This window comes from Cutibacterium namnetense (assembly GCF_001642025.1).
GTDB lineage: Bacteria > Actinomycetota > Actinomycetes > Propionibacteriales > Propionibacteriaceae > Cutibacterium > Cutibacterium namnetense.
In genome coordinates this window covers 428,198-452,409 of sequence record NZ_LWHO01000003.1, presented here as the reverse complement: position 1 = coordinate 452,409, position 24,212 = coordinate 428,198, and the positions used below count along the sequence as shown (strand labels likewise).

The window sequence follows — 24,212 nt, the reverse complement described above, 5'->3', positions numbered from 1 at the left end:
ATCGTCACCGTCATGAAGCTGGTTGGCACGCGTCCGATCCGGACCAATCGGCTGGTGCTCCGCCGATGGTCGGTTGACCATGCCCAACAGATGTACGACAACTGGGCTAGTGACACCGAGGCCACCCGGTTTGTGACCTGGCCGCCGCATCCCAACGTCGACGCGACCCGATCGCTGCTGACCGGTTGGGTACACGACTACGACGACCCCGCCACCTTCAATTGGGCAGTGTGGCTGGATGATGTCATCATCGGCCAGATTGCTGCGGTCAACGTTGATAGGAGAGTCAACCTCGCCGAGCTGGGCTACTGCTTTGGCAGACGCTGGTGGAATCATGGCTACGCGACCGAAACGGTCAAAGCGGTGATGTCTTACTTGTTCGACATCGCCCAGGTCAACAAGGTCGAGGCTCGCCACGATCCGGCGAACATTGCCTCCGGGAGAGTAATGGAGAAGGCGGGAATGGTCACCGAAGGGTTGCGGCGAGCCTGCGTGATCGGTTCGTGCGGCCCGCGAGCCTCCCAGTACCACGGCTTGTTGCGCAGCGAATGGAGAGGTCAGCAGCGCTGATGACTGATCGTCGTGAGATGACGTGCCGACGCTCGCGCGCTGGCTTCCTCGTCCTCGCCTCGCTCGCCTCGCTCACCTGGGCCTTCGCTGGGGTGCTCAACCCGGCCATGAGCCAGCTGCACGCATTCGTCTCGGAGTATTCTGCGCGCGATCAACCGTGGCGTTACCTCTTCCAGACTACCGATGTGGTGATGGGGACCTCGCTGTGTTTGGCAGGTCTGGCAACTCTTGCGTGGGCCCGACACCGTCCCCTCGGGCGTCAGGGGTGGTCAGGAATTGGCTTCGTCGTAGGAGGGCTCTTCAGTGTCCTCGATGCCCTAGTTACGATGGACTGCTCTCCTACTCGTTCCCCGGCGTGTATGGCTGCTGAAGAGGCCGGACACGTCAGTGCGAGCCATATAGTCCACGTCGGGACTTCAACCGTTGTCGTCATCGGATTTGCGCTACCGATCCTGCTGCTCAACTCGACCATGACGAGATTCCGCGGGTTCGGTCTGGTGGTGGCGTGGGCTTGGGTGATTTTCACCCTCCTCAACGGCATTGGCGCGATGGACTGGTTCAACGGCACCCCGATGAACTACACCGGAATCTGGCAGCGACTCAGCTTGGGACTGGGAACGCTGTGGTGGCTCACTCTGGCCGCCGACGACGTCATCACTGCACGTGCTCGAAACCACGTGCCGTCCTGCTGAGATCCCTGTCGACGCCGCGGGAGCCCAGCAGCCCTGGAACCCCCGTGGCCTGAGGTCACCAGGTGCCGATCACACCGGGATGAAGGTCCTCGGTAGGCGGGTTCCACGACGCCGCATCAGCCTCGACCTGATCGCCTGACCGAATGTCCTTAACGGTGTCGGCGTCACGGTGGTCGGCGTGTTTGACGCCCGGAAACCACACGAATGGGATGCCCCGACGATCGGCGTGCTTGATCTGTTTTCCGAACTTGTCAGCTTTCGGAGCTACTTCGCATGGGATGCCGCGGGAACGCAGGGCGACAGCGACAGCCTCCGACGTAGCACGATCCTCTTCCGCATTGACGGCAACCAGAACCGCCGAGGGCACCGAGCGCGAGGACGACAGCTCGCCACGGGACAGGATCGGCGCCAGCAAGCGGGTCAGGCCTAGAGAGATGCCCACCCCTGGGTAGGCATGTTTACCGTCGGAAGCGAGGGACTCGTAGCGACCGCCCGAGCACACTGAACCCATAGATTCGTGGCCGGTGAGCTCGGTCTCGTAGACGGTTCCGGTGTAGTAGTCCAGCCCTCGGGCGATCTTAAGGTTGACAACCATGCGCCCGGGAACCGCCTTGTTGACAGCGGTGACTACCCGATTGAGGGAGTCCAGCCCCTCCTCGAGCATCTCGTTGGACACCCCCAGCTCACGTACCTTGGCGATGAAGGAGTCGTCGGCCGATCGGATAGAGGCCAGAGCGACGCACTTGGCCGCGACGTCGTCAGAAAGGCCCAACTCATTGATAAGCAGCTCGCGGACGGCGTCCGGGCCGATCTTGTCGTACTTGTCGACCTGCTGTAGCACTGCCATCGGATCCTCGATGCCGAGCCCGCGATAGAACCCCTCGGAAAGCTTGCGGTTGTTAACGTGCATGGTGACAGTCGGAAATCCCAGCTCAGTGTGCAGCCGCTCAAGCGCTGAAAGCATCACTAGTGGGGTCTCGACGTCGTGGTGCTCAGCAAGGGTTTGGTCTCCAACAACATCGATATCTGCCTGGGTGAACTCGCGGTAGCGGCCCTCCTGCGGACGTTCGCCACGCCACACTTTCTGAATTTGGTAGCGACGGAACGGGAAGTACAGATGTCCGGCATTCTCAAGTACGTAACGTGCGAAGGGGACGGTCAGGTCGAAGTGCAGGCCGAGGCGATCCTTCTCACGACGCGTGTCGTGCGGGTCGGCGTGCAGCCGGTCAACGACGTAGACCTCTTTGTCGATCTCTCCCTTACGGGTGAGCTGCTCCATCGGCTCGACGGCGCGGGTATGGATCGGTGCGAAGCCATGAAGCTCGAAGGTCTCCTCAAGAATCCGAGTCACATGGTTCTCCACCATCTGTCCTGAGGGCAGGAACTCGGGAAAACCGGACAGGGGCTTGAGACGTGCCATGAGGGAATCCTTCGAAAATTGAGTACAACAGCGGGTTACCCCGCAGGCTTCATTGTGCCAGCCTGTAGGCGATTGGGCTCATTCACATGCAGTTAAACCTAGCGACGGCTCAAGAACGGATTGGTCAGACGCTCATTGGCTATCGTCGTTGGTCCACCGTGGCCGGGGAGTAGATGGGTGGAATCATCCAGGGGCCAGACGACGTCGGAAAGGCTGCGTGACATCTGAGCGGGGTCGCCACCTGGCATGTCGGTGCGCCCGACAGATCCAGCAAAGACGACGTCTCCTGACATGACGATGGGACCGAATTCAGCGTCGACCACACGAATCATGGATGAACCGGGGGTGTGGCCTGGTGCGTGCAGGAACTCCAGATCGAGGTGAGCGAATTGGTGGTGGGAGAAGGGTTCGACGTCGACGACTTCTTCTGGTTCACGCAGGGTCGTCGACCCATACCACTGTTCGATAAGTGGGCGGGCGAAGTCGGAGAGGCCGGCCATCGGGTTGCTGAGGAGGTGGCGGTCGTCACGAGGACACAGCACCGGGATGCCGTACTCGTCCCCAATCTGCCGGGCAGCACCAATATGGTCGATGTGGCCGTGAGTCACGCCGATCGCTGCTGGAACAAGGTGATGGGTTTTCAGGGCGTCGCCCAGGAACTCCTCAGCTCCCATGCCAGGGTCGACGATGACGCAATCAGACCCCTGTTCGCGCGCTAGTAGGTAGCAATTGGTCTGAAAAGGACCCGTGATAAAGGACGCAATGAACACGTTTGCCACTTTATCGGGCAAGATGGATCGTATGAGTCACGCACAAGCTCCGCAGTCCTTCGGCCGCGTCGATGATGACGGCACCGTTTACGTCCGTACTCGCGACGGGGAAAGGTCTGTCGGCCAGGTGCCGGACTCCACTAGCGAGGAAGCCCTTGAATTCTTCGTGCGCCGCTACCACGCCCTCGAGACCGAGGTGTCGCTGCTGGAATCACGAGTGAACTCAGGCACCGCCTCGCCGGAGGAGGCACGGTCAACAGCCAGTAAGCTCGTTACGTCTATTCGTGAAGCCAATGCCGTTGGCGATCTGGAATCTCTCGCGGCCCGAGTGGAGGCCTTGAACCCCACTATCGATGCTAAAGCGGAGACCCGTCGTGAGGAGCGCGCTGAAGCTAAGGCCCACGCCAAGCAGGCCAAAGAGGAGATGGTCGCTCAGGCAGAGGCCATTGCTGCCGGTAGTGACTGGCGCGGCGGCATTGGAAAGTTTCGCGATCTGCTTGACCAGTGGCGTCGTCTCCCTCGTATCGACAAGGCGACCGACGACGAGTTGTGGCACCGTTTCTCCGGTGCTCGCACCACATTTACCCGACGCCGCAAGCAGCACATGGCCCAGCAGAACCACCTACGCGAGCGCGCTCGCGTGATCAAGGAACGCATCATCGAGGAGGCTCGTCCACTGGCCGAATCGACGGCTTGGGGCGAGACCTCTCGCCAGTTCCGAGACCTCATGAGTCAATGGAAGGCCGCCGGCCCTGCTCCCCGCGAGGTCGACGACAAGCTCTGGAAAGAATTCCGCGCTATCCAGGACACGTTCTTCGACGCCCGAGCCGCGGCCCAGAGCCAACAGGACGAGGAATACCGTGGTAACCAGGAAATCAAGGAAGAGCTCCTTGGCAAGGCTGAAAAGGACATCCTGCCCGTCGAGGACATTGAAGAAGCCAAGGTTAAGCTCCGCGCTTTCCTCGAAAAGTTCAACGAGGTTGGTCGCGTTCCTCGTGACGCCATGAAGCGTATCGACGCTCGCGTCCGTGACTTGGAGCGTCAAGTCCATTCCGCTGAGGAAGCCGAGTGGAAGCGCACCGATCCACAGGCTCGCGAACGTGCCCGCGCCACCGTCGATATGTTCAAAACTCAGATCAGCAAACTGAGTGTTCAGGCTGAGAAGGCTGAGACCGCTGGCCGTACTAAAGACGCCGAAGCGGCCCGTGAGTCGATCAAGACCTACCAGACCTGGCTCGACGAAGCTCAGAAGGCGCTCGACGAGTTCAGTGCCTGATGACCGCGGCCCCGGCCCTGAGACACTTTCCAGGGCCGGGGCCATTAGCGCATCGGGACAATCTTTAGGATTTTACCCGGAAGACGTCGTAAACCCCTGAGATCCGACGGATCGACTCAGTGAGGTGCTTGAGGTGAGTCGGGTCGGGGGCTTCGAAGGTGAGCCGCAACCGGGCGAGATGAGACTTTGACGCGCTCATATTGGCTGAAATAACGCTCACCCCCTGCTCGGCGAGAACTCGGAAGGTATCGAGTAACAGACCGGCACGATCGAGTCCCTCAACCTGGATGGTGACCCGATAGCCCGCCTGCTGATCGTCAGACCACGACACCGAAACGATGCGCTCCGGGTGCTCGAGAAGGTTCTTAGCATTGGAACAGTCAGTTCGATGCACTGAAACGCCGTCATAGCGCGTCACGAACCCCATGATGGGATCGCCAGGTAGCGGGGTACAGCACCGGGCTAACTTGACGAGCATATCGGGGTCACCATCGACCATAATCCCGCTTTCGCTACCGCGATGACGCGGTGCCTTGACGCCGACCGCCAATTCTTCCTCGACGTCAGCGGTAGTTTCTTCCGGGCCGCCCCCTAACGCGATGAGCTTCTCGACGACGGACTGCGCACCGACGTTGTGCTCCCCGACCGCCGCATACAGGGCGTTGATACCGGGCACCCTAAGGTCGTCGGCCACAGCGGTGAGGTATTCGACAGTCAGCAAAGACTGCAACGGCACACCAGCTTGGCGTAACTGCTTTGCGATGGCGTCCTTGCCGGCTTCTATGGACTCTTCGCGGCGCTCCTTAGTGAAGTAAGACTTGATCTTGGAACGGGCACGAGGAGAGGCAATGAACCCCAGCCAGTCCCGACTGGGACCAGCGTCAGGCGCGTTTGACGTGAGGATATCGACGACATCGCCGTTGGTGAGTTTGGTATCGAGCGTGACAAGTTTGCCGTTCACCCTGGCACCAATACAGCGGTGGCCAACCTCGGTGTGGACAGCATAGGCGAAGTCAACCGGAGTGGCGCCCTGGGGAAGGCTCATGACGTCGCCTTTGGGGGTGAACACATACACCTCGCGAGAGTTGATCTCGAAACGCAGCGAATCGAGGAACTCGCTGGGATCAGACTCTTCCTTGGACCACTGATTGAGCGATTGCACCCACGAAAGATCTGTGCCGTCAGGCTGAATCCCTCGGCCAACGGCATTGGGATTTTCCTTGTACTTCCAGTGAGCTGCCACACCATACTCGGCGCGCCGATGCATCTCGTGGGTGCGAATCTGTAACTCGACCGGCTGACCGCCTGGCCCCAGCACCGTGGTGTGCAAGGACTGGTACATGTTGTACTTGGGCATTGCGATGTAGTCCTTGAACCGACCAGGAAGAGGGTTCCATCGCACATGCATAACACCCAGAGCTGCGTAACAATCGCGCGGAGTATCGACGAGGATGCGCAGACCGGTGAGGTCGTAGATATCGGAGAAGTCCCTGCCGCGCACTACCATCTTTTGATAGATCGAGTAATAGTGCTTCGGTCGTCCGTAGACGGTGGCTTTGATACCCGCCTCGTCAAGGTCCTGACGAACGATTGAGATGACGTCTTTGAGCTGGGCTTCCCGCTGCGGAGCCCGCTCCGCAACCATATGGACGATCTCGTCGTAAAGCTTTGGGTTAAGGGTGGAAAAGCACAGATCCTCCAGCTCCCACTTGATGGCGTTCATGCCCAGGCGGTGGGCCAGCGGAGCGAAAATCTCAAGGGTCTCCTTGGCGATACGGTTCTGCTTGTCGGGACGCAAAAACCCCAGCGTGCGCATATTGTGCAGCCGATCTGCCAGCTTGATGACGAGAACTCGAATATCTCGGCTCATCGCGATAACCATCTTGCGAATGGTCTCAGCCTTCGCAGAATCCCCATATTGGACCTTGTCAAGCTTGGTGACCCCATCAACGAGGAGGGCGACTTCTTCACCGAAATCGGCAGTGAGCTGTTCGTTGGTGTAGGAAGTGTCCTCGACGGTGTCATGCAGGAGGCCGGCGCATAGAGTCCGCTCGTCCATGCCGAGCTCAGCGAGGATCATCGTCACCGCGAGCGGATGTGTGATGTAGGGATCACCAGACTTACGAGACTGCCCGCGGTGATAATGCTCAGCAGTGCGATACGCCCGATCAATGAGGGCAGTATCAGCCTTCGGATGGTTGGCCAGCACTACCGATATCAAAGGATCGGTGACGCTTTGGGTCGGGGCTGATGATTTCGGTGTCCCCCACCGCACAATGCGCTCGCGCATCCGCATGCGGGGCTGGGGACGCTGCTGACCAGGTTTCGGCTTGCCCAGGCTTCCCTTACCCGAACCGTACGGGCCATAGACGCTGTCGTCGGTCATCGGGTCACCTCCTAGCAAGTTAGATTCCTCATTCTAGTGGCACTGCACACCTCGCCGTCCGCTGAGTGCGCTGTGCTAGGGGCTTGTAGCACCAACGCCTAGATCCGCTGCTCTCAGCGCACCAGGTCGCTGTCAGGTTGTGGTTCATGAGGGCGTGGAACCGCTTTGCGCACGACCACGATGACGTCGCCGGCCTGCAACTGGCCCACCGAGGAATCGTAAAAGTTGCGCAGTACGTCGTTTCGAATGACCGCCAGTACCCGTTCATTTTGAATATCGGCTGGACGTGCGCCCACCTCGCTTCTGGAAACCATCCTCTGAACAACCTCCATACCTTTGGAGCTGGACAGCAGATCGTCTACAACGGTGCCGACGTGCGGGTTGACCGATGACAATCCGAGCAATCGTCCCACTGCGTCAGCAGAGGTGACGACAGCATCGGCACCAGACTCGCGCAGCAACGGGAGATTCTCGTCCTCTCGACCAGAAACGACGATGTGGCAGCGCGGGTTGAGCTGGCGGACCGTCAGGGTCGTCAGAATCGCCGAGTCATCTCGATTGAGGGTAATGACGACCTCCCGCGCTTTACTAATCTCAGCTCGCCTTAAGAGATCGCGACGAGTGGCGTCTCCCTCGAACGCCGCCAACCCAGACCGGTTGGCCTCAGCCACTGCCGAGGGACGGGAGTCAATCACGACAATCTTCTCAGCCGGGACGTCGTGGTTACGCAGTGTATTGACCGCGCTGCGGCCTTTCGTGCCGTACCCGATAACGACGGTGTGGTTCCTCATGCGCTTCCTCCAGGCACTATCGAGCAGGCCGCGTCGCCCCTCACTGGCCAACATCTCGAGGGTGGTGCCAACTAACAGCACCAGGAAAGTAATGCGCAGCGGCGTAATGATGAAGGCGTTAATAAGCCGCGCATGCGGGGCGACCGGGGTGATGTCACCGTAGCCGGTGGTGGTGACGGTGACCGTTGAGTAATAAAAGGCGTCAATGAAAGAGACGCCGTCTCCAGCGGTCGTATCAACGTATGACTTCCGATCGACCCACACAATCAGCGTACTAACCAGCAGCAATACCGCTGACCAGACCAACCGCTTAATCAGTTCTCGAAATGGCTCGGTCGCTTTAAACGGAAGCTTGACTAGAGCGGTCTGCTCGAAGATGCTGTGACGCCCCGCGGATCCGGATGATTCCGAGACCATGATCAGACTGTGAGGACTGCGTCGACAGGACCGATTCCGGCGCGATCAAGCTTCTCGCGACCTCCCAGGGCCGACAGCTCTAAGAGTACCGATACACCGACCAGCTCTGCACCCAGCTGCTCCACAAGGGAGGCGGTAGCGCGAACTGTGCCGGCAGTCGCGAGGACGTCATCGACGATGAGCACCTTGGACCCCGGCGGCACCGCATCCTGATGGACTGTCAGGGTTTCCGAACCATACTCCAGCACGAAAGATTGAGAATAGACCTCACCCGGAAGCTTCCCGGGCTTGCGGACGGGAACAAATCCCGCTCCCAGGGAAAGAGCTACCGGCCCGGCGAACATGAACCCACGCGCTTCCATACCGACGACGACGTCCACGTCACGAGCAGCAGTGTCGACGAGCTCGGAGATCGCAGCCGCGTAACCATTAGGATTTGCCAGTAGCGGAGTGATGTCCTTAAAAGTGACCCCGGGCTCCGGAAAGTCCGGGACATCCCGAATCAGGCTAGCAATCAGGTCCTTACGATAGGTCATTTCTTCCTCTCGGCACGGGTGGCACGACGTGGCTGGTGACGACCATTCTCGGTAATGGTCGTCACGTCGCGTGGACCTTCCCCAGCAACGGTCTCAGCGATCACCTGAGGAGTCTTCTGAGCAGCCCGCTGCCGGCGACGCAGAACGCGGGCGGTGTGCTCCTTCATAGCCGGCTCATGCTCACTCAGCTGAGTGAACACCGGGGTTGCAATGAAGATCGAGGAGTAGGCACCGACGATCATTCCGACGAACAGAGCCAGACCAAGGTCTTCCAGCGGGCCGGAGCCCAGCACAAAGACACCAGCGAAGAGCAGCGCGGCGACCGGTAACACGCCGACGATGGTGGTGTTAATGGACCGCACCAGTACCTGGTTAACAGCTCGGTTAGCTCCCTCAGCAAAGGTGTAATCGCGCTTGTCGATGCCCTGGACGTTCTCGCGCACCTTGTCGAAAACCACGACGGTGTCGTACAAGGAATAGCCCAGAATCGTGAGGACACCAATGACTGTCGACGGTGAGACCGTGAATCCAACCAGCGCATAGATGCCGATAGTGACGATGAGGTCGTGTAAGAGAGCTATCAAGGCGGCAATAGACATCTTCCAATGCCGGAAATAGACCCAAATCTGCAACATCACCAAGACCAGGAAGACGACCAACGCCTTAATAGCCTTACTGGTGATCTGCTCACCCCACTGGCTACCAACCTTGGAGTAGGTGACCGAACTCGTCTTCGTCCCGGTAGCCTTAGCAATGGCCTCCTGGACCTTCGTGGTCTCATCATTGTTGAGAGCCCGAGTCTGCACCTGGACAGCATCCGAACCGAGACTGACAACCTCGGTCGCATCCATGTCGGGAGCACCCGACGACAGCACCGACTTTCGGACGTCGTCGATAGTCGAGGTAGCCACGTGAGCCGGAGCCCGAAACTGCACACCGCCCTTAAACTCAATGCCGAGGTTCAGGCCGCGTACCAGCAGACCGATCAGTGAGATGACGATAACGACTGCACTAATGGTGTACCAGAGCTTGCGACGCTGGATGAATCCATAGGAGATCTCACCGGTGTATAGGGCATGGGTGAAGCCATGCTTGCGTTTCTTGTCTGCCGTGCCGCCGCTAGGAGGCTTCATGGTAACAGACGAGGTCTGGGTATTCATGTCGTCAGTCATCTCAGACCTCCTCCGACTCGACGGTGCGTTTTGCTCTCGGAGCAGATCGCCTACTCCTGCGACCGAGCAATTGGCTCTCAGTGACGCCCATATGCGCCGCCTCGAGGCCAGAACCGCGTCGGCCCCGTCCCCAGAACTTTGTGCGCCCTAACACGGTCACGATGGGATGGGTAAAGAAGAAACAAATAACGAGATCGATAAGTGTGGTCAGACCGAGGGTAAATGCGAATCCCTTCACCTGGTCTACAGACAGCACGAACAAGACGACAGCGGACAGCAGAGATACGCCGTCGGCCATGAGGATCGTGCCCCGGGCTTTTGCCCAACCAGTCTGAAGAGCGGTGCGCAGGGTACGTCCCTCGCGGATCTCGTCTCGGATGCGTTCGAAGTAGACGATGAAGGAGTCTGCTGTCACGCCGATAGCCACAATCGCGCCGGCGATACCGGCCAACGAAAGAGTGAATCCGACGGCCTCACCGAGCAGCACCATGGCCGCATAGGTGGTAATACCAGCAACGATGAGGGAGCCGAGGGTCACCAGACCTAGGCCACGGTAGTACAGCAAGCAGTAGCCGCCGACGACAATCAGGCCAATGATGCCAGCAATGATGCCAGCTCGAAGTTGCTCACCACCAAGGGTGGGCGAAATGTTGTCGACGCTGGAGATGTCGAACGACAGCGGAAGAGCGCCGTATTTCAGGACGTTGGCGAGATCAGCCGCGCTGTCTTGGGTGAAGTGGCCAGAGATCTGAGCCTCGCCCCCGTTAATCGGACAGGACGCGCCCTTACTACCGTCGAGCTGCGGGGAAGAGATAACCTTGCCATCCAGAACGACCGCAAACTGATTCTGTGGAGTCATTTTAGAACACAGGTATGTCGTAGCGTCACTGAACGAGGTGGTGCCAATGGAATTGAATTTCAGGTTAACCACGTAGGACAACTGTCCCTGCGGAATGCCGGAATCAGCACTGACAACCTGGGTACCGGAAATGGCGACCGGGGACAGCAAATATTTCGTGGTGCCTTCACGGTCACACGTCACGAGCGACTTCTCACCTGGCGAATCTACCGACTTCGCACACTTATAGTCCTCGAAGGCCTTCTGGTCTTCCGGCGTAGGCTTCCACTCCTGGGCAGCCTTTACCATCTTGGCAGCCGACTGGGGATCCTTCTCGTTGTACCGCGAGGCACTGGGCTTAGCATCATCCTTGGGGCTAGCAGATGCCCCTGGCGAAGACGAGGTCTTGGCACTGGGGCTCGGGGTAGGAAGAGCAGATGGTTTTGCTGGCTCGGAAGTCTCACTCTTGCGGCTCACCGGCTCCTCCGCATAGACCATACGGAAGCCGAGTTGAGCGGTCTGACCGACCATCTCCACAAGTTTGGAACTCTCGACATTCGGGGCTGAGACGACGATGTTACGATCACCCATCGTCTTCACCGACGACTCACCCACCCCGAGCGCGTTCACTCGTTGCTGGATGATGAGACGAGCCTGCTCCAGGCTCGTTGCCGGAGGAGCCTTGCCGTCTTCCGTCTTGGCCGTCAGAGTGACGGAGGTGCCACCCCTAAGGTCCAACCCGAGCTTGGGTGACCAAGTACGCATAACTCCCATGAGTACGTACATGACAATGATGATCACCAGGAAGATCACCAGAGTTCTACCTGGATGATGTGTTCGCTTTTTCGTTGCCACGTCGAATAAATCCCTTGATCTTGGTGTATATCAGGCCCGCGGCTGCTCGTCAGAGGTACGAGCAATCGCAGCGGAGGTCTCAGGAGAGGTCATTACCTCACTCTCCGGTTCAGCGACGGCGCCATCATCATGAGTCGTGGAGTCTTCAGAGGTGGCGTCATCAGCGAACGCGAATTCCTCCTCGTCACCGGCGGGCCGAACGATCGCCTGCTTAAGGACGCTCACCTCAACGCCCGGGGCAAGCTCAACGACAGCCTGATTGTCCCCGAGATGGGTAATGGTTACGAACAGACCGCTGTTGAGCACGACACGAGTGCCAACCTCGAGACGTGACTCAAGTTGAGCGCGCTCCTCCTGCTGCTTCTTGACCTGCCGCTTGCCCTGCCACACCGTGAAGCCAATAAGCACGATGAAAATAATCAGCAGAGGCATAAATCCGCCCAGCGGGCTAGCGAGAAGAGGCATAAATCGTTCCTTGTCTTCGGATGTGACCGGGGTCATGCTACCCCGGCTTGGTCAACGCGGTCAGAACAGTCCCTCACCGGAACTGTCAGGAGGTGGTTCAAGGCCAAGATGCCGCCAGGCCCTATCTGTAGCGACGCGGCCCCTCGGGGTGCGCATGAGAAAACCAAGTCGTACCAGGAAAGGTTCAGCAACCTCCTCAACTGTCTGCGGCTCCTCCCCCACGCTAATAGCAAGGGTTGACAAACCTACCGGCCCGCCCCCAAACTTCAGGCACACCGCATGGAGAACCGCCCTGTCGAGACGGTCCAGACCCAACGGATCAACCTCGTAGAGGTCAAGGGCGGTCTCAGCACCGTGCGGCGTCACAGGGGACTCGCTATTAACGTCCGCCCAGTCGCGGACCCGTCGAAGTAATCGGTTAGCGATACGGGGCGTACCGCGAGACCGCGACGCAATCGTGCGCGCCGTACCTTCGGCAAGCTCAACTCCAATGACCCCGGCCGATCGCTTCACGATCCGTTCAAGGTCGGCTACCTCGTAGTAGTCAAGCTGGGCAGTAAAGCCGAAGCGGTCACGCAATGGCCCCGGTAATAGTCCGGCCCGCGTCGTTGCTCCCACTAACGTGAATGGCGGGATGTCAATCGGGATCGCGGTAGCTCCTGGCCCCTTCCCTACCACGACATCGACCCGGAAATCCTCCATCGCCAGGTAGAGCATTTCTTCGGCGGGCTTAGACATCCGGTGAATCTCATCAAGAAAGAACACTTCACCAGGTACTAGCGAGGATAAGATCGCAGCCAAGTCCCCGGCATGCTGAATGGCAGGACCGGAAGAAATCCGGATTGGTGCCGACATTTCTGAGGCAATAATCATGGCCAAAGTGGTTTTGCCAAGACCGGGTGGCCCCGACAGCAGGACATGGTCGGGAGTCGTGCCGCGGGACTTCGACGCTGCAAGGACCAGGCCCAGCTGGTCGGCTACTCGCTGCTGTCCCCCGAACTCTGCCAGCACGCCAGGTCGTAGGGCTGCTTCCTCAGCCTTTTCAGGGGGTTCGGCCGACGGGTCAACGGGCGAGTGTTCCACCGACATTCTCCTTCCTGACGACTCCTGTCAGTCTGCCAGAGGCATCCGACATGTCACCGAGCCAAACTACGCAACGCCGCTCGCATGAGGTTACCGATCGTCATAGCCGGATCGGCGTCCTTGAGAGCAGCCACCTCGTCGACGGCCTTCTCCGCATCCTTGGCCGACCAGCCCAATCCGACTAGGCCCTCCGCCACTTGTTCTCGCCATGGCGCAGTCACGTGAGCAGCATCACTCGTCGAAGGCCCACGAGGAGCAAAGGCTGCCATCTTGTCCTTGAGCTCCAAGATCATTTTTGCCGCACCCTTGCGACCAATACCGGGAACGCGGCACAGGGTCGCGTCGTCTTCTTCGGTAATCGCGGTGGCCAGCTGACTAGCGTCGAGGACGCTCATGATCGCTGCAGCAAGTTTGGGACCGACCCCCGACGCAGTTTGCACCAGCTCGAAGGCATCACGATCGTCAGCCTCGACGAATCCGTAAAGAGTCAGGGAATCTTCCCTCACAACCAGCGACGTCTGCAGGGAGATATCTTGGTCGATGCGAGCACTCGCAGCGGTAGCAGGAGGACACAGCACTTTGATGCCGACCCCATGATTGTCAAGGACGACCCAGGTCGGGCCGGCAGCGCTTACCGTGCCGGAACAATGGGAAATCACCGGGCTAGGTCCTTCCAGGAACGGGGAGCGGGCCGACTGCGTCGTTGCGCAGCCACCGCGGCATCAATGCGCTGAGTCGCCCCGCCACGCCACAGGTGGCAGATCGCCAGAGCTACCGCGTCAGCGGCGTCAGCCGGTTTGGGCGGAGCCGATAGCCGCAACACCCTTGCTACCATGAGGCCAACCTGGGCCTTATCGGCTCGCCCCGAGCCCGAGATTGCCGCTTTGACCTCACTGGGGGTGTGAAGAGCGACCGGAAGACCATGCCGGGCCGCAATCATCATCGCCATTCCGGCTGCCTGAGCGGTGCCAGTTACCGTATTGCGGTTGTGCTGGGCAAACACTTTCTCGACGGCGATGGCATCCGGGTGGGCGTGATCACGCCACTCCTCTAACTCGTCATGAATACGCAGTAGGCGGTGTGCATGATCGAGGTCAGCAGGAGTACGGATGACGCCCACCGCAATAAGCTTCAGGGATACTCCTAGTCCACCTTCAACAACGCCGACCCCGCATCGAGTTAAACCAGGGTCGACCCCCATGACCCTGGTGACACGGGGGTCGGGGGCCGACTGCGGAATGCTCACTCCTCCCCGTCAAGAGCTGCTGCAACCTCGGCGGGAATATCAGCGTTGGAGAACACATTCTGGACGTCATCGAGATCTTCGAGAGCGTCAAGGATCTTGTACAGCTTGCGAGCGCCGTCGAGGTCGACGGCCTGGGTGAAGTCTGGCTTGAACGACACCTCAGCGGAGTCGTAATCAATACCTGCATCCTGGACGGCCTTACGGACATCGACGACGGCGTTAGGATCCGAAATGATCTCGAAGACCTCGCCCTCATCAACGATGTCCTCAGGCTCAGCATCAATGGTCGCCTCCATGAGTTGGTCCTCGTCCACCTCACGGGTCTCAGTTTTACGGCCCTCCTCAACCTCATAGGTCTTGGAGACCGAGACGACACCTTTACGCTGGAACAAGCGCTGCACGGAGCCACCGTCAGCCATCGTTCCGCCGTTGCGGGTGACGGCCACGCGAACGTCAGAAACGGCGCGATTGCGATTGTCGGTTAGACACTCAATAAGGATGGCTACGCCGGCAGGACCGTAGGCCTCGTACATAATCGTCTCGTAATTGACGGCGTCAGCGCCCTCACCGGACCCACGCTTGACGGCACGAGTGATGTTGTCATTGGGGACCGAGCTCTTCTTCGCCTTCTGGATGGCGTCGTAGAGGGTCGGGTTGCCTGTCGGGTCTCCACCGCCGAGGCGGGCAGCCACCTCAATATTCTTAATGAGGCGAGCGAAAAGCTTGCCGCGCTTGGCGTCAATGGCTGCCTTCTTGTGCTTGGTGGTAGCCCACTTGGAGTGACCGCTCATGGACGGTGTCTCCCTTCCTCGAATGTCGCAGTTATCGGCCCAGCGGGGCCAAGCATCCGGCGTAGGACGAGCCCACGCACACAATGGGATAGTTTACACTCCTCGTCTTAGAACGGATCAGCGCAAGACAAACCACGATCAGTCGGCGCTCAGTCGGCATACGGCATTGGAGACGAATCAGCCGGGATGGGAGCCTGGCAGACCTCCAGAGCCGCAGGCAAGGTGAAATTGCCGACGTATAGGGCCGTCCCGACGATCGCGCCCTCAACACCGATCGGGACTAGACCGCGCAGGCGTCGCAAATCCTCCAACGTGGCGATGCCTCCTGAAGCGACAACCTTGCCTTGGGTACGAGCGCAAATCCGCCCCAGAAGCTCGTAATTAGGGCCGGTCAGCATGCCATCACTGGCAACGTCGGTGACGACGTATCGCGTGCACCCGGCGTCCTCCAAGCGCGCCAGAACGTCGAGGACCTTTCCGCCCTCACGCGTCCAGCCACGAGCCGCCAGCTGATCGCCACGCACATCCAAGCCGATGGCTACCTGTTCGCCGTAGCGGCCGACGACTTCGTCACACCATTGGGGGTCCTCGAGGGCGGCGGTACCGATATTGACCCGGGTCGCGCCAGCGGATAACGCGGACTCCAGACTCGCCTGATCCCGGATACCGCCCGAAACCTCAACGTTGATATCCATGTGCTCAACGATGCAGCTAATAATGTCCCTATTGGATCCACGACCAAAGGCAGCGTCGAGATCAACCAGGTGAATCCACTGGGCTCCCAGACCCCGCCACTTCTGAGCGATGTCGAGCGGATCGCCAAAAACCCGCTCAGAACTAGCCACCCCCTGTTGCAGCTGGACGGCACGACCGCCCTGGATATCAACGGCTGGAAGCAGTGTGAGTTCTCCGGTCACCAGATCAGGCTATCAACTCAGCTGATTGAGCCAGCGCGCGAGCATAGCGAGGCCTGCCATCCCCGACTTCTCGGGATGGAACTGGGTAGATGCCACCAGGCCATACTCCGCAGCCGCAACAAAGGTAGCTCCCTGATGGGTTGCGGTGCTGAAGTGGTCGCTAGTGCCGGTAACAGTCACGCCATAGGAGTGGACGAAGTAGAACCTCTCATTGGCGTTCCGGAATAGTGCTGAACCAGTAGCCGGTGTCACCGTGTTCCATCCCATGTGGGGCAGTCGCGGTGCCGGCAGTTTCGCAACGACGCCTGGAAGAACACCAAGACACTTGACGTCAACGCCGCGTTCACGTCCGCGTTCGAAGAGCATCTGGTGGCCCACGCAGATACCCAGCAGAGGTCGTCCCTCGTCAACCCATTGATGGACTAGACGATCCCCGCCCATAGCACGCAACCCTGCCATACCCGCCGCTAACGCTCCTACTCCAGGAAGGACGAGGGCGTCGGTCTCACGTAGGGTCTTCGGGTCGTGGGAGACCGTAACTTCAGCCCCCACCCGACGCAATGCACGTCCAACAGAGTGAAGGTTTCCTGATCCGTGGTCGATAATGCCAACCCGCACCGGATCAGACATTGAGAGCGCCCTTGGTGCTGAGGACACGACCGGCATTGCGGGGATCAGGTGCTATCGCAATTCTTAGTGCTCGGGCCAGCGCCTTGAACTGAGCCTCGCAAATGTGATGAGGGTCGCGTCCTGCCAACAGACGCAGGTGGACGCACAGACCAGCGTTGAGGGCCAAAGACTGCACAACGTGGTAAGTCATCGAACCCTGGTAAGGCACACCAGAACCGCCGATACGAGCGTAGACCTGCCCTTCGGGTTCTCCCGAGCACTCCACCCACGGCCGTCCCGCAACGTCAACAACGCACTGGGCAAGGGCCTCATCGAGGGGAACCATCGCGTCGCCAAAACGCGTGATGCCGCGCTTGTCCCCCAACGCCTGAGCAAGAGCCTGCCCCAAGGCAATAGCCGTGTCTTCAACACTGTGGTGACCATCGATATCAACGTCACCGGTGGTGGCGATCGTCATATCGATACCCGAATGCTTCGACAACGTCGTCAGCATATGGTCGTAAAACCCAACCCCGGTGGAGATCGTGGATTCTCCCGCCCCATCGAGATCAATCGCGACGTCGACAGTAGATTCCGAGGTCTCGCGACAAACGTGAGCGCGACGATGAGTCATTGGTCCTCCTCGGGGACGAGACGCGGGGCGGTGGGAAGGACGTCAAGCAAAGCGGAACGAAAGACATCGGTCTGGCGAGGAGTTCCGGCGCAGACGCGCAAGTAGCCAGCTGGTCCGACCTCTCTGATGAGCACACCGCGGTCCAGCAGCGCCTGAAATACCGCATGACGATCAGCGAACCTGCCGAAGAGGACGAAATTCGATTGTGAGGAGACGACGTCCAACCCGTGCAGTTGCAGCCAGTCCTCCAAGTTTGCGCGGGTTTCGCGCAACTCGTCGACTCGGGCAAGCATCTCGGGAGCATGGGCGAGGGCGACCCTCGCCACCACCTGCGACACGTCGGAGAGGTGGTAGGGCAATCGGACCATCCGTAGCGCGTCGACGATGGCCGGTGCAGCCACCGCATAGCCCAGTCGCCCGCCCGCCAGGGCGAAGGCCTTGGACAGAGTGCGCACCACAATGAGCCGCCCATGCTTAGGCAGCAATGCAATCGAGGAGTCCTCCGGAGCGTCCGTAAACTCCTGATACGCCTCGTCAACGACGACGATGGCATCGGTGCCGGCGCACACCTCGTCAATGACAGCGACCGGGATGGTGGTGCCGGTGGGGTTATTTGGGGTAGTCAACAAGACAACATCCGGCTTGACCTCCTCGACTGCCGACAAGATCTCGTCGGTCGTCAATCCCCAAGAGGCATTGCGGGGACGAGTGACGTAGTCCGTGTGAGTATTGCGCGCGTACTCGGGATACATCGAGTAAGTCGGCGTGAAGGTCAGCACAGAGCGTCCCGGGCCACCAAATGCCTGCAAAATATGGGTCATAACTTCGTTGGAGCCATTAGCAGGCCAAACCTGGGAGCTACTGACACCAAAGCCGATATATCGGGCCAAGTCTTCGCGAAGACCGGTGGCTTCCCGATCGGGGTACCTGTTAAGACTCTTGGCAACCTTCGCAACAGCCTTGGCCATGTCTTTGCGCACCGCTTCCGATGGCGGATACGGATTTTCGTTGACGTTCAGGCATACCGGAACGTCAAGCTGTGGAGCCCCGTACGGTTCGGCCCCAATAAGCTCGGGACGCAACGGGAGATCTTCCAACTGAATTGAGTTGGGCTCCGGCTTAGCCACCGGACGCGGCTGGCTGGTCTGTCGACGCTGAGTCAACGTGACCTCCTCACAGTAATGGCATTGGCATGGCCGGGTAAATTCTCCGCCAAGGCGAAAGTCTCAACGGAGTCGGCCAGTTCAAGTAGGGCGTCCTCGGTGTAGTCGATGACGTGGACGGCCCGCATGAAAGAACGCACCGACAGACCAGACGAATGGCAGGCTGCCCCTGCCGTGGGAAGGACGTGAGTGGATCCGGCTGAGTAGTCCCCCAGGGAGACCGGCGCCCACGGGCCGACGAAAATCGCGCCAGCGTTGCGGACTCGAGCAGCGACTGCGGCAGCATCAGCCGTCTGAATCTCGAGGTGCTCGGCAGCATAAGTGTTGACCACTTCGAGGCCCTGATCAATGTCGCGCACCATGACGATCGCCGATTGCTTAGATGTCAGCGAGGTGCGGATGCGCTCGGAATGCAAGGTGTCATCGACCATCGAGGCAAGTTCTCGCTGCACCGCTTCAGCCAGCGTGGTGGAGTTTGTAACAAGCACTGCCGCTGCCAGCGTGTCATGCTCAGCCTGGCTCATCAGATCGGCGGCAACGTGACGCGGGTCGGCAGTCTCATCAGCCAAGATGGCAATTTCGGTGGGCCCAGCCTCCGAATCAATGCCGACGGTGCCACGGAGGTAGCGCTTCGCGGCCACTACGTAGATGTTTCCCGGACCGGTAACCATGTCGACACGCGGGCACGAATCTGCCTCATCAGGGCCCGTAACACCGTGAGCGAACATGGCAATCGCCTGGGCACCGCCCACGGCGTAGACCTCATCGACACCCAGTAGCTGGCACAGGGCCAGGATGTTAGGGTGCGGCAACCCACCAAACTCCGACTGAGGTGGGGATGCCACCGCGATAGACGAGACACCGGCCTGCTGCGCAGGAACTACGTTCATGATGACCGACGACGCCAACGGAGCGAACCCGCCCGGAACGTAGAGGCCTACCCGCCCAACCGGGACGATACGCTGGCTCACTCGCGCGCCAGTTGCGACCTCAACCGGTTGAGAGGACGTCTCCACTTCAGCTTCCTGACATACCTGACGGCGACGTCGAATGGACTCGTTGAAGGCCTGACGCAAGGTGCCGTCAAGGTTCGCGGCTGCCGCGGCGAGAGCCTCGGCTGGAACACGCAGATGCTCGGGAACCACATGGTCGAATTTCTCACTGTACTCGTGTAGTGCCTCAACGCCCCGATCCCTCACCGCGGAGCAGACAGGAATGACGGCCGCCATCGCCGCATCAACATCGAAGTCAGCGCGGGGCACGGCACGACGCAGGTCGGCAGTGGCCTCACTGGTTACATCGACGATTCTCAGCACACCATCAGTCTAATGACGCCTCAGTCGACGCCTTTGCGCGTCCAGTCCGCGAAGCGCCACGCCTGCCCGTTACCAGGGAAGCGATGAGCATGGGCACCATAGCGACAAGCAGCCATACCAGGACTGCCACCCAGGTATGAAGAGCGAAATCGACCGGCACAACCTCCCCGGACTTAGCTGAGGCAATCCGTTCAGCAAACGAATCCGGACCGATGAGAACGCCCACCCACCAGCACGCCAGTGCAGACAGGCATGCCGAAATTCCGGCGGCTAAGACGCCCCAGGCACCCCGCCGCCGCATGAGTACCCAGCTCAGGCAACCAATGATGAGGCCCACCACCAGCCCGATGAGGCAGTACATAGCGTCAGTCGAGAACACTTGGGTGAGGCCCTTTTCTGTCGTTGAAGCCGCACCATCAGAGCCGACGGTGTACGTCGGCAAGGTCACCATTGAGTGCCATAGCGGAGCAGCCAGTCCCCCAAGGACGATCCCGATCGCCATCACGAGCAAGCTCAGCCGGAGAATCGCAAGGCCACCTGCGCGAGTCGTCTCATTCATTGCTGCCTCCTGGGAACGCACGAGGGGCCGAGCAAAGCCTTGAGGTCCGCCATGAGCGACTGGCCTTGAGTGACCTTGAGTTCGTCGGCGAGTCGGAACGTTGTTGTCACTTTGCCGTCGATGAGCCGCAACCTCACCTCGGAACTACCTGGATGGTTGCGCAGCACCCCGCGCAGCTCCTCGATCGTGCCGCGAGTGCAGCGTCCGCGACGCATATCGATAGTCATCGGTGCATCGCTAGCGTCAGTAAGATCAAGCAACCAAACGTCGTTGGCCGACATTTCAACCGTCTCATCGCGTTCCCGGGCGAAGCCGCGTACCTTCAGGATGCTGTCCACCGCTAGTAAAGGTTCCACTCGCTGATAGACCTTCGGGAAGCAAGCGACCGTGATGGACGCATCGAGGTCTTCCAGGGTTATCGAGGCCCAAATGTCACCATTCTTGGTCGTACGCCGCACGATTTGGGTGACCATGCCGACGATGGTGTAGCGACCCTCGTGATGGGCCTCAGGATTGACCAGTTCCGCCACCGAAATATCTGCTTCAGCTTCCAGAGCCGCTTCGAGTCCACGCAGCGGATGGTCCGACACATACAGGCCGAGCATCTCGCGTTCGAAGGCGAGCTTGGTGCTGCGATCCCAATCGTCGTCGGGAACAACTCTCTCGACCCCCATCTGGGTGGGCTGGGAGTCATCGCCCATACCGAACAGATCGTCCTGACCATTGGCCTGGTTGCGCTTGATGTCGATGACAGCGTCGACGGCCTGCTCGTAGACAGCCATGAGTCCGCGCCGAGAATGACCCATGGAGTCGAAGGCACCAGCCTTAATGAGAGACTCGATGAGCCTCTTATTACATACTGCCAGGCTGACCTGGTCGAGGAAGGTGAAGAAGTCCGGAGCAGGACCGTTCTCTTCTCGGGCGCGGATAATCTCGGCTACCGCATTAGCCCCGACATTTCGGACGGCCCCCAGACCGAACCGAATATCCTCACCGACAGCGGTGAACTCAAGGGAGGATGCGTTGACGTCGGGGGGAAGGACGTTGATGTGCTGGGCACGCATATCGGCCAGGTACATCGCCATCTTGTCTTTATCGTCACCGACGCTCGTCAGCAGAGCAGCACCGTACTCAGCCGGGTAGTTAGCCTTGAGGTACGCCGTCCAATACGAGACAAGTCCATAACCAGCAGCGTGGGATTTGTTAAAGGCGTATCCGGCGAAGGGGACCATGACGTCCCACAAGGTCTGGATGGCGTCGTCGGAGTAACCGTGTTCACGCATACCTGCCTGGAAGGGGATGAAGTTCTCCTCCAGGATGTGCTTCTTTTTCTTACCCATTGCTCGGCGCAACAGGTCGGCACCACCCAGGGTATATCCAGCAAGCTTTCGGGCGATCGACATGATCTGTTCCTGGTACACAATGAGGTGGTACGTGGGAGCAAGAATCTCGTCAAGGTCTTCTTTAAGCTCGGGATGGATCGGAACGATCGGTTCCCGGTTGTTCTTACGCTGGGCATAGGCGATATGCGCATTAGCACCCATCGGACCCGGGCGATACAGAGCCAGCACGGCGACGATGTCGTCGAAGCACGTCGGACCCATGAGTCGCAGCAACGACCGCATGGCCGTACCATCAAGCTGGAATACGCCTAGGGTGTCGCCGCGGGCCAACATCTCGTAGGTTGTCTTGTCATCAAGAGCGAGATCCTTGAGATCAACATCGATCCCACGGTTGTCCTTAATGATCTTGATGCAGTGATCCATGATGCCGAGGTTGCGCAAGCCCAGGAAGTCCATCTTCATGAGCCCCATCTCCTCGAGCTGGGGATACGCAAAGCCGGCGATGATCATGCCGTCCTTGTCGCGCTTGTGCATCGGCACGAGGTCGAGCAGTGGGGCGCTGGACAGGATGAAGGCACAGGCGTGCACTCCGGTGCCTCGAATCAGACCCTCGAGACCCTTGGCGGTCTCGACAACTTTTGCTACGTCAGGGTTATCTGCCACCAACTGGCGGAACTCCTGGCCCTCGCCATACCTCTCGTGAGAGGGATCAAAGATCTTGTCCAATGGAACGCCCTTACCCATGACGTCGGGGGGCATGGCTTTGGTGATCTTGTCACCGAGAGCGAAGGGGTAGCCGAGAATACGGTTAGCGTCTTTGACAGCGGCCTTTGCCTTGATCTTGCCGAAGGTGTTGACCTGGCTGGTGTACTCGGCGCCATACTTATGTGTGACGTAATCAATGACCTTGTCGCGCTGACGATCATCGAAATCAAGGTCGATATCGGGCGGGTTGACACGCTCCGGGTTGAGGAACCTCTCGAACAGTAGGCCGTGCTCCAGCGGGTTAATCGCGATAATGCCAGTCAGGTAAGCCACCAGAGAACCAGCCGCCGACCCACGTCCGGGCCCCACGGGCACCCCCATGGAACGCGCAGCGTTGCAGATATCGGAGACGACGAGGAAATAGGAGGAGAATCCCAGCGGTTCGATGACCGATAGCTCCGTCTCCAGACGCTCTAGGACCTCCTGAGGAGGATTCGGACCGAACTTCTCGTCGAGTCCTTCCTGGAGCTTCTTGCGCAGCCAGGACTCCTGGGTCTCCCCCTCAGGAACGTCGAACTGCGGCATCCGATCGACGTGTTTAAACACCTCGTCATAAGAACCGATCATCTCGGTGAGCAGCAAGGTGTTGTCACAGGCCTCCGGATGATCGGGGAACAGCGCCCGCATCTGCTCGGAGGACTTGATGTAGTAGCCGGAACCGTTGAACCGGAAACGGTTGGGATCGTCCTTGTTTCGGCCCACACCAACACACAGCAAAGAATCATGGGCGTCGGCCTGATCCTCAGTGACGTAGTGGGAATCGTTCGTGACCAGTAGCGGAATGTCCAGCTTCTTCGCCAACTTCAGCAGATCGGACCTCACCTGCTTTTCGATCGGAACACCATGGTCCATCAACTCACAGAAGTAGTTTTCGCGGCCAAAGATGTCCCGATAATCGGACGCGGCTTGGCAAGCCTCCTCAAACTGCCCGAGGCGCAGTCGAGTCTGTACCTCGCCCGATGGGCAGCCAGTCGAAGCGATGATGCCACCGGGGTACTGAGCCATGAGCTCGCGGTCCATACGCGGCTTCATGTAGTAGCCCTCATAGGACGCCAGGGAAGAGAGCCGGAAAAGGTTATGCAGGCCCTCGGCATCCTTCGCCCACATCGTCATATGGGTGTACCGACCGCCACCAGAGACATCCTTGCCACCCTCAGCGTCTGGATCGCCGGCATCACGGGAGGTCCCCCAAAACTCCTGTACCCGTGACTTGCGGGTGCTCGGGGCGACGTACGCCTCGATACCAATGATCGGCTTGACGAGAGGGTTTTCGCCCCCATCGTACTTCTTAGAAATCTGGAAGAACTCGTAAGCGCCGAACATATTCCCGTGATCGGTCATCGCGACCGCAGGCATCCCCTGACGCGCCACCTCAGCAAAAAGCTTCTCGTTGCTGGCAGCGCCATCCAGCATCGAGTACTCGGTGTGGGTGTGGAGGTGAACGAAGTCGGAACGGGCCACAGGCACTCCTTTCACATTCCGACCCCAAGCACTTGGGATCGTGCCGACCAGGACAGAGTAGTCGGCACCAACGACACCTCGGATCATCCCCGATGCGACCCCGGCACGAGCGGTAGGTATGTCGTACTACTCGGTGG

22 protein-coding genes are annotated in these 24,212 nt (G+C 59.5%); 3 read left to right on the top strand and 19 right to left on the bottom strand.

What is annotated here, in order from left to right:
* Positions 1–12: 12 nt before the first annotated feature.
* Positions 13–570 (top strand): GNAT family N-acetyltransferase, encoded by a 558-nt coding sequence (locus tag A5483_RS05685; protein WP_063811326.1) that lies wholly within the window; start codon positions 13–15, stop codon positions 568–570.
* On the top strand, positions 570–1,262 hold the full coding sequence (locus tag A5483_RS05680; RefSeq protein ID WP_002548581.1) for a DUF998 domain-containing protein: 693 nt from the start codon (positions 570–572) through the stop codon (positions 1,260–1,262). The genes A5483_RS05685 and A5483_RS05680 overlap by 1 nt, the downstream gene beginning before the upstream one ends.
* Before the next feature lie 55 nt (positions 1,263–1,317).
* Here the strand turns inward: A5483_RS05680 and hisS are convergent, their stop codons facing one another.
* Together hisS and A5483_RS05670 are read right to left on the bottom strand one after the other, a co-directional pair.
* A complete protein-coding gene (gene hisS / locus A5483_RS05675) occupies positions 1,318–2,682 on the bottom strand; it encodes a histidine--tRNA ligase (protein WP_002548672.1) in 1,365 nt (454 codons plus the stop codon).
* A gap of 98 nt (positions 2,683–2,780) precedes the next feature.
* A complete protein-coding gene (locus A5483_RS05670; RefSeq protein WP_002548736.1) occupies positions 2,781–3,452 on the bottom strand; it encodes an MBL fold metallo-hydrolase in 672 nt (223 codons plus the stop codon).
* On the opposite strand from A5483_RS05670, the gene A5483_RS05665 reads away from it, so the two are divergent.
* Positions 3,430–4,728, top strand: coding sequence for a DUF349 domain-containing protein (locus A5483_RS05665; protein WP_176607841.1), 1,299 nt, complete (start codon positions 3,430–3,432; stop codon positions 4,726–4,728). The genes A5483_RS05670 and A5483_RS05665 overlap by 23 nt on opposite strands.
* 64 nt (positions 4,729–4,792) lie before the next feature.
* Here the strand turns inward: A5483_RS05665 and A5483_RS05660 are convergent, their stop codons facing one another.
* From A5483_RS05660 to dnaE, 17 genes are all read right to left on the bottom strand, one after another.
* A complete protein-coding gene (locus A5483_RS05660; RefSeq protein ID WP_002548846.1) occupies positions 4,793–7,114 on the bottom strand; it encodes a RelA/SpoT family protein in 2,322 nt (773 codons plus the stop codon).
* A gap of 113 nt (positions 7,115–7,227) precedes the next feature.
* A complete protein-coding gene (locus tag A5483_RS05655) occupies positions 7,228–8,322 on the bottom strand; it encodes a potassium channel family protein (RefSeq protein WP_063811209.1) in 1,095 nt (364 codons plus the stop codon).
* Positions 8,323–8,324: 2 nt separating this feature from the next.
* A complete protein-coding gene (locus A5483_RS05650; protein WP_002548984.1) occupies positions 8,325–8,858 on the bottom strand; it encodes an adenine phosphoribosyltransferase in 534 nt (177 codons plus the stop codon).
* A complete protein-coding gene (gene secF, locus A5483_RS05645; protein WP_063811208.1) occupies positions 8,855–10,030 on the bottom strand; it encodes a protein translocase subunit SecF in 1,176 nt (391 codons plus the stop codon). Before secF ends, A5483_RS05650 begins: the two co-directional genes overlap by 4 nt.
* 1 nt (position 10,031) lies before the next feature.
* The gene (secD, locus tag A5483_RS05640) at positions 10,032–11,681 is read right to left on the bottom strand and encodes a protein translocase subunit SecD (RefSeq protein ID WP_042842584.1); all 1,650 of its coding nucleotides are present in this window, start codon (positions 11,679–11,681) and stop codon (positions 10,032–10,034) included.
* A gap of 72 nt (positions 11,682–11,753) precedes the next feature.
* Entirely contained in the window at positions 11,754–12,224 is a 471-nt protein-coding gene (yajC, locus tag A5483_RS05635; RefSeq protein ID WP_042842585.1) for a preprotein translocase subunit YajC, read from the bottom strand.
* A 24-nt stretch (positions 12,225–12,248) separates the two neighbouring features.
* Positions 12,249–13,277: a Holliday junction branch migration DNA helicase RuvB gene (gene ruvB / locus A5483_RS05630; protein ID WP_042842587.1), complete on the bottom strand. Its 1,029-nt coding sequence runs from the start codon at positions 13,275–13,277 to the stop codon at positions 12,249–12,251.
* Between the two features lie 47 nt (positions 13,278–13,324).
* The gene (ruvA, locus tag A5483_RS05625) at positions 13,325–13,930 is read right to left on the bottom strand and encodes a Holliday junction branch migration protein RuvA (RefSeq protein ID WP_002548650.1); all 606 of its coding nucleotides are present in this window, start codon (positions 13,928–13,930) and stop codon (positions 13,325–13,327) included.
* On the bottom strand, positions 13,927–14,472 hold the full coding sequence (gene ruvC, locus A5483_RS05620) for a crossover junction endodeoxyribonuclease RuvC (RefSeq protein ID WP_002548541.1): 546 nt from the start codon (positions 14,470–14,472) through the stop codon (positions 13,927–13,929). Before ruvC ends, ruvA begins: the two co-directional genes overlap by 4 nt.
* Before the next feature lie 41 nt (positions 14,473–14,513).
* Complete coding sequence (locus tag A5483_RS05615) at positions 14,514–15,308, bottom strand: YebC/PmpR family DNA-binding transcriptional regulator (RefSeq protein ID WP_002548826.1); 795 nt, start codon at positions 15,306–15,308, stop codon at positions 14,514–14,516.
* A gap of 149 nt (positions 15,309–15,457) precedes the next feature.
* Positions 15,458–16,225, bottom strand: coding sequence for a bifunctional 1-(5-phosphoribosyl)-5-((5-phosphoribosylamino)methylideneamino)imidazole-4-carboxamide isomerase/phosphoribosylanthranilate isomerase PriA (gene priA / locus A5483_RS05610; protein WP_002548774.1), 768 nt, complete (start codon positions 16,223–16,225; stop codon positions 15,458–15,460).
* A 12-nt stretch (positions 16,226–16,237) separates the two neighbouring features.
* On the bottom strand, positions 16,238–16,855 hold the full coding sequence (gene hisH / locus A5483_RS05605) for an imidazole glycerol phosphate synthase subunit HisH (protein ID WP_063811207.1): 618 nt from the start codon (positions 16,853–16,855) through the stop codon (positions 16,238–16,240).
* A complete protein-coding gene (gene hisB, locus A5483_RS05600; RefSeq protein WP_002548772.1) occupies positions 16,848–17,468 on the bottom strand; it encodes an imidazoleglycerol-phosphate dehydratase HisB in 621 nt (206 codons plus the stop codon). The genes hisH and hisB overlap by 8 nt, the downstream gene beginning before the upstream one ends.
* Complete coding sequence (locus A5483_RS05595) at positions 17,465–18,595, bottom strand: histidinol-phosphate transaminase (RefSeq protein ID WP_063811325.1); 1,131 nt, start codon at positions 18,593–18,595, stop codon at positions 17,465–17,467. The genes hisB and A5483_RS05595 overlap by 4 nt, the downstream gene beginning before the upstream one ends.
* Positions 18,596–18,627: 32 nt before the next feature.
* Entirely contained in the window at positions 18,628–19,947 is a 1,320-nt protein-coding gene (gene hisD / locus A5483_RS05590; RefSeq protein WP_063811206.1) for a histidinol dehydrogenase, read from the bottom strand.
* Positions 19,948–19,951: 4 nt separating this feature from the next.
* Positions 19,952–20,506 carry a hypothetical protein gene (locus A5483_RS05585; protein WP_063811205.1) on the bottom strand — a complete coding sequence of 185 codons (555 nt, stop codon included), beginning with the start codon at positions 20,504–20,506 and terminating at the stop codon, positions 19,952–19,954.
* Positions 20,503–24,075, bottom strand: a complete 3,573-nt coding sequence (gene dnaE, locus A5483_RS05580) for a DNA polymerase III subunit alpha (protein ID WP_063811204.1) — start codon at positions 24,073–24,075, stop codon at positions 20,503–20,505. Before dnaE ends, A5483_RS05585 begins: the two co-directional genes overlap by 4 nt.
* Between the last annotated feature and the right edge of the window lie 137 nt (positions 24,076–24,212).

What these genes read in the sequence shown, in the direction of transcription:
- hisS (WP_002548672.1), bottom strand. Translation starts at nt 2,682, where the DNA reads ATGGCACGTCTCAAGCCCCTGTCCGGTTTTCCCGAGTTCCTGCCCTCA.
- A5483_RS05655 (WP_063811209.1), bottom strand. Translation starts at nt 8,322, where the DNA reads ATGGTCTCGGAATCATCCGGATCCGCGGGGCGTCACAGCATCTTCGAG.
- A5483_RS05650 (WP_002548984.1), bottom strand. Translation starts at nt 8,858, where the DNA reads ATGACCTATCGTAAGGACCTGATTGCTAGCCTGATTCGGGATGTCCCG.
- yajC (WP_042842585.1), bottom strand. Translation starts at nt 12,224, where the DNA reads ATGACCCCGGTCACATCCGAAGACAAGGAACGATTTATGCCTCTTCTC.
- hisH (WP_063811207.1), bottom strand. Translation starts at nt 16,855, where the DNA reads ATGTCTGATCCGGTGCGGGTTGGCATTATCGACCACGGATCAGGAAAC.
- A5483_RS05660 (WP_002548846.1), bottom strand. Translation starts at nt 7,114, where the DNA reads ATGACCGACGACAGCGTCTATGGCCCGTACGGTTCGGGTAAGGGAAGC.
- A5483_RS05585 (WP_063811205.1), bottom strand. Translation starts at nt 20,506, where the DNA reads ATGAATGAGACGACTCGCGCAGGTGGCCTTGCGATTCTCCGGCTGAGC.
- A5483_RS05680 (WP_002548581.1), top strand. Translation starts at nt 570, where the DNA reads ATGACTGATCGTCGTGAGATGACGTGCCGACGCTCGCGCGCTGGCTTC.
- ruvB (WP_042842587.1), bottom strand. Translation starts at nt 13,277, where the DNA reads ATGTCGGTGGAACACTCGCCCGTTGACCCGTCGGCCGAACCCCCTGAA.
- ruvC (WP_002548541.1), bottom strand. Translation starts at nt 14,472, where the DNA reads ATGGGGGTCGACCCTGGTTTAACTCGATGCGGGGTCGGCGTTGTTGAA.
- A5483_RS05685 (WP_063811326.1), top strand. Translation starts at nt 13, where the DNA reads ATGAAGCTGGTTGGCACGCGTCCGATCCGGACCAATCGGCTGGTGCTC.
- hisB (WP_002548772.1), bottom strand. Translation starts at nt 17,468, where the DNA reads ATGACTCATCGTCGCGCTCACGTTTGTCGCGAGACCTCGGAATCTACT.
- secF (WP_063811208.1), bottom strand. Translation starts at nt 10,030, where the DNA reads ATGACTGACGACATGAATACCCAGACCTCGTCTGTTACCATGAAGCCT.
- A5483_RS05615 (WP_002548826.1), bottom strand. Translation starts at nt 15,308, where the DNA reads ATGAGCGGTCACTCCAAGTGGGCTACCACCAAGCACAAGAAGGCAGCC.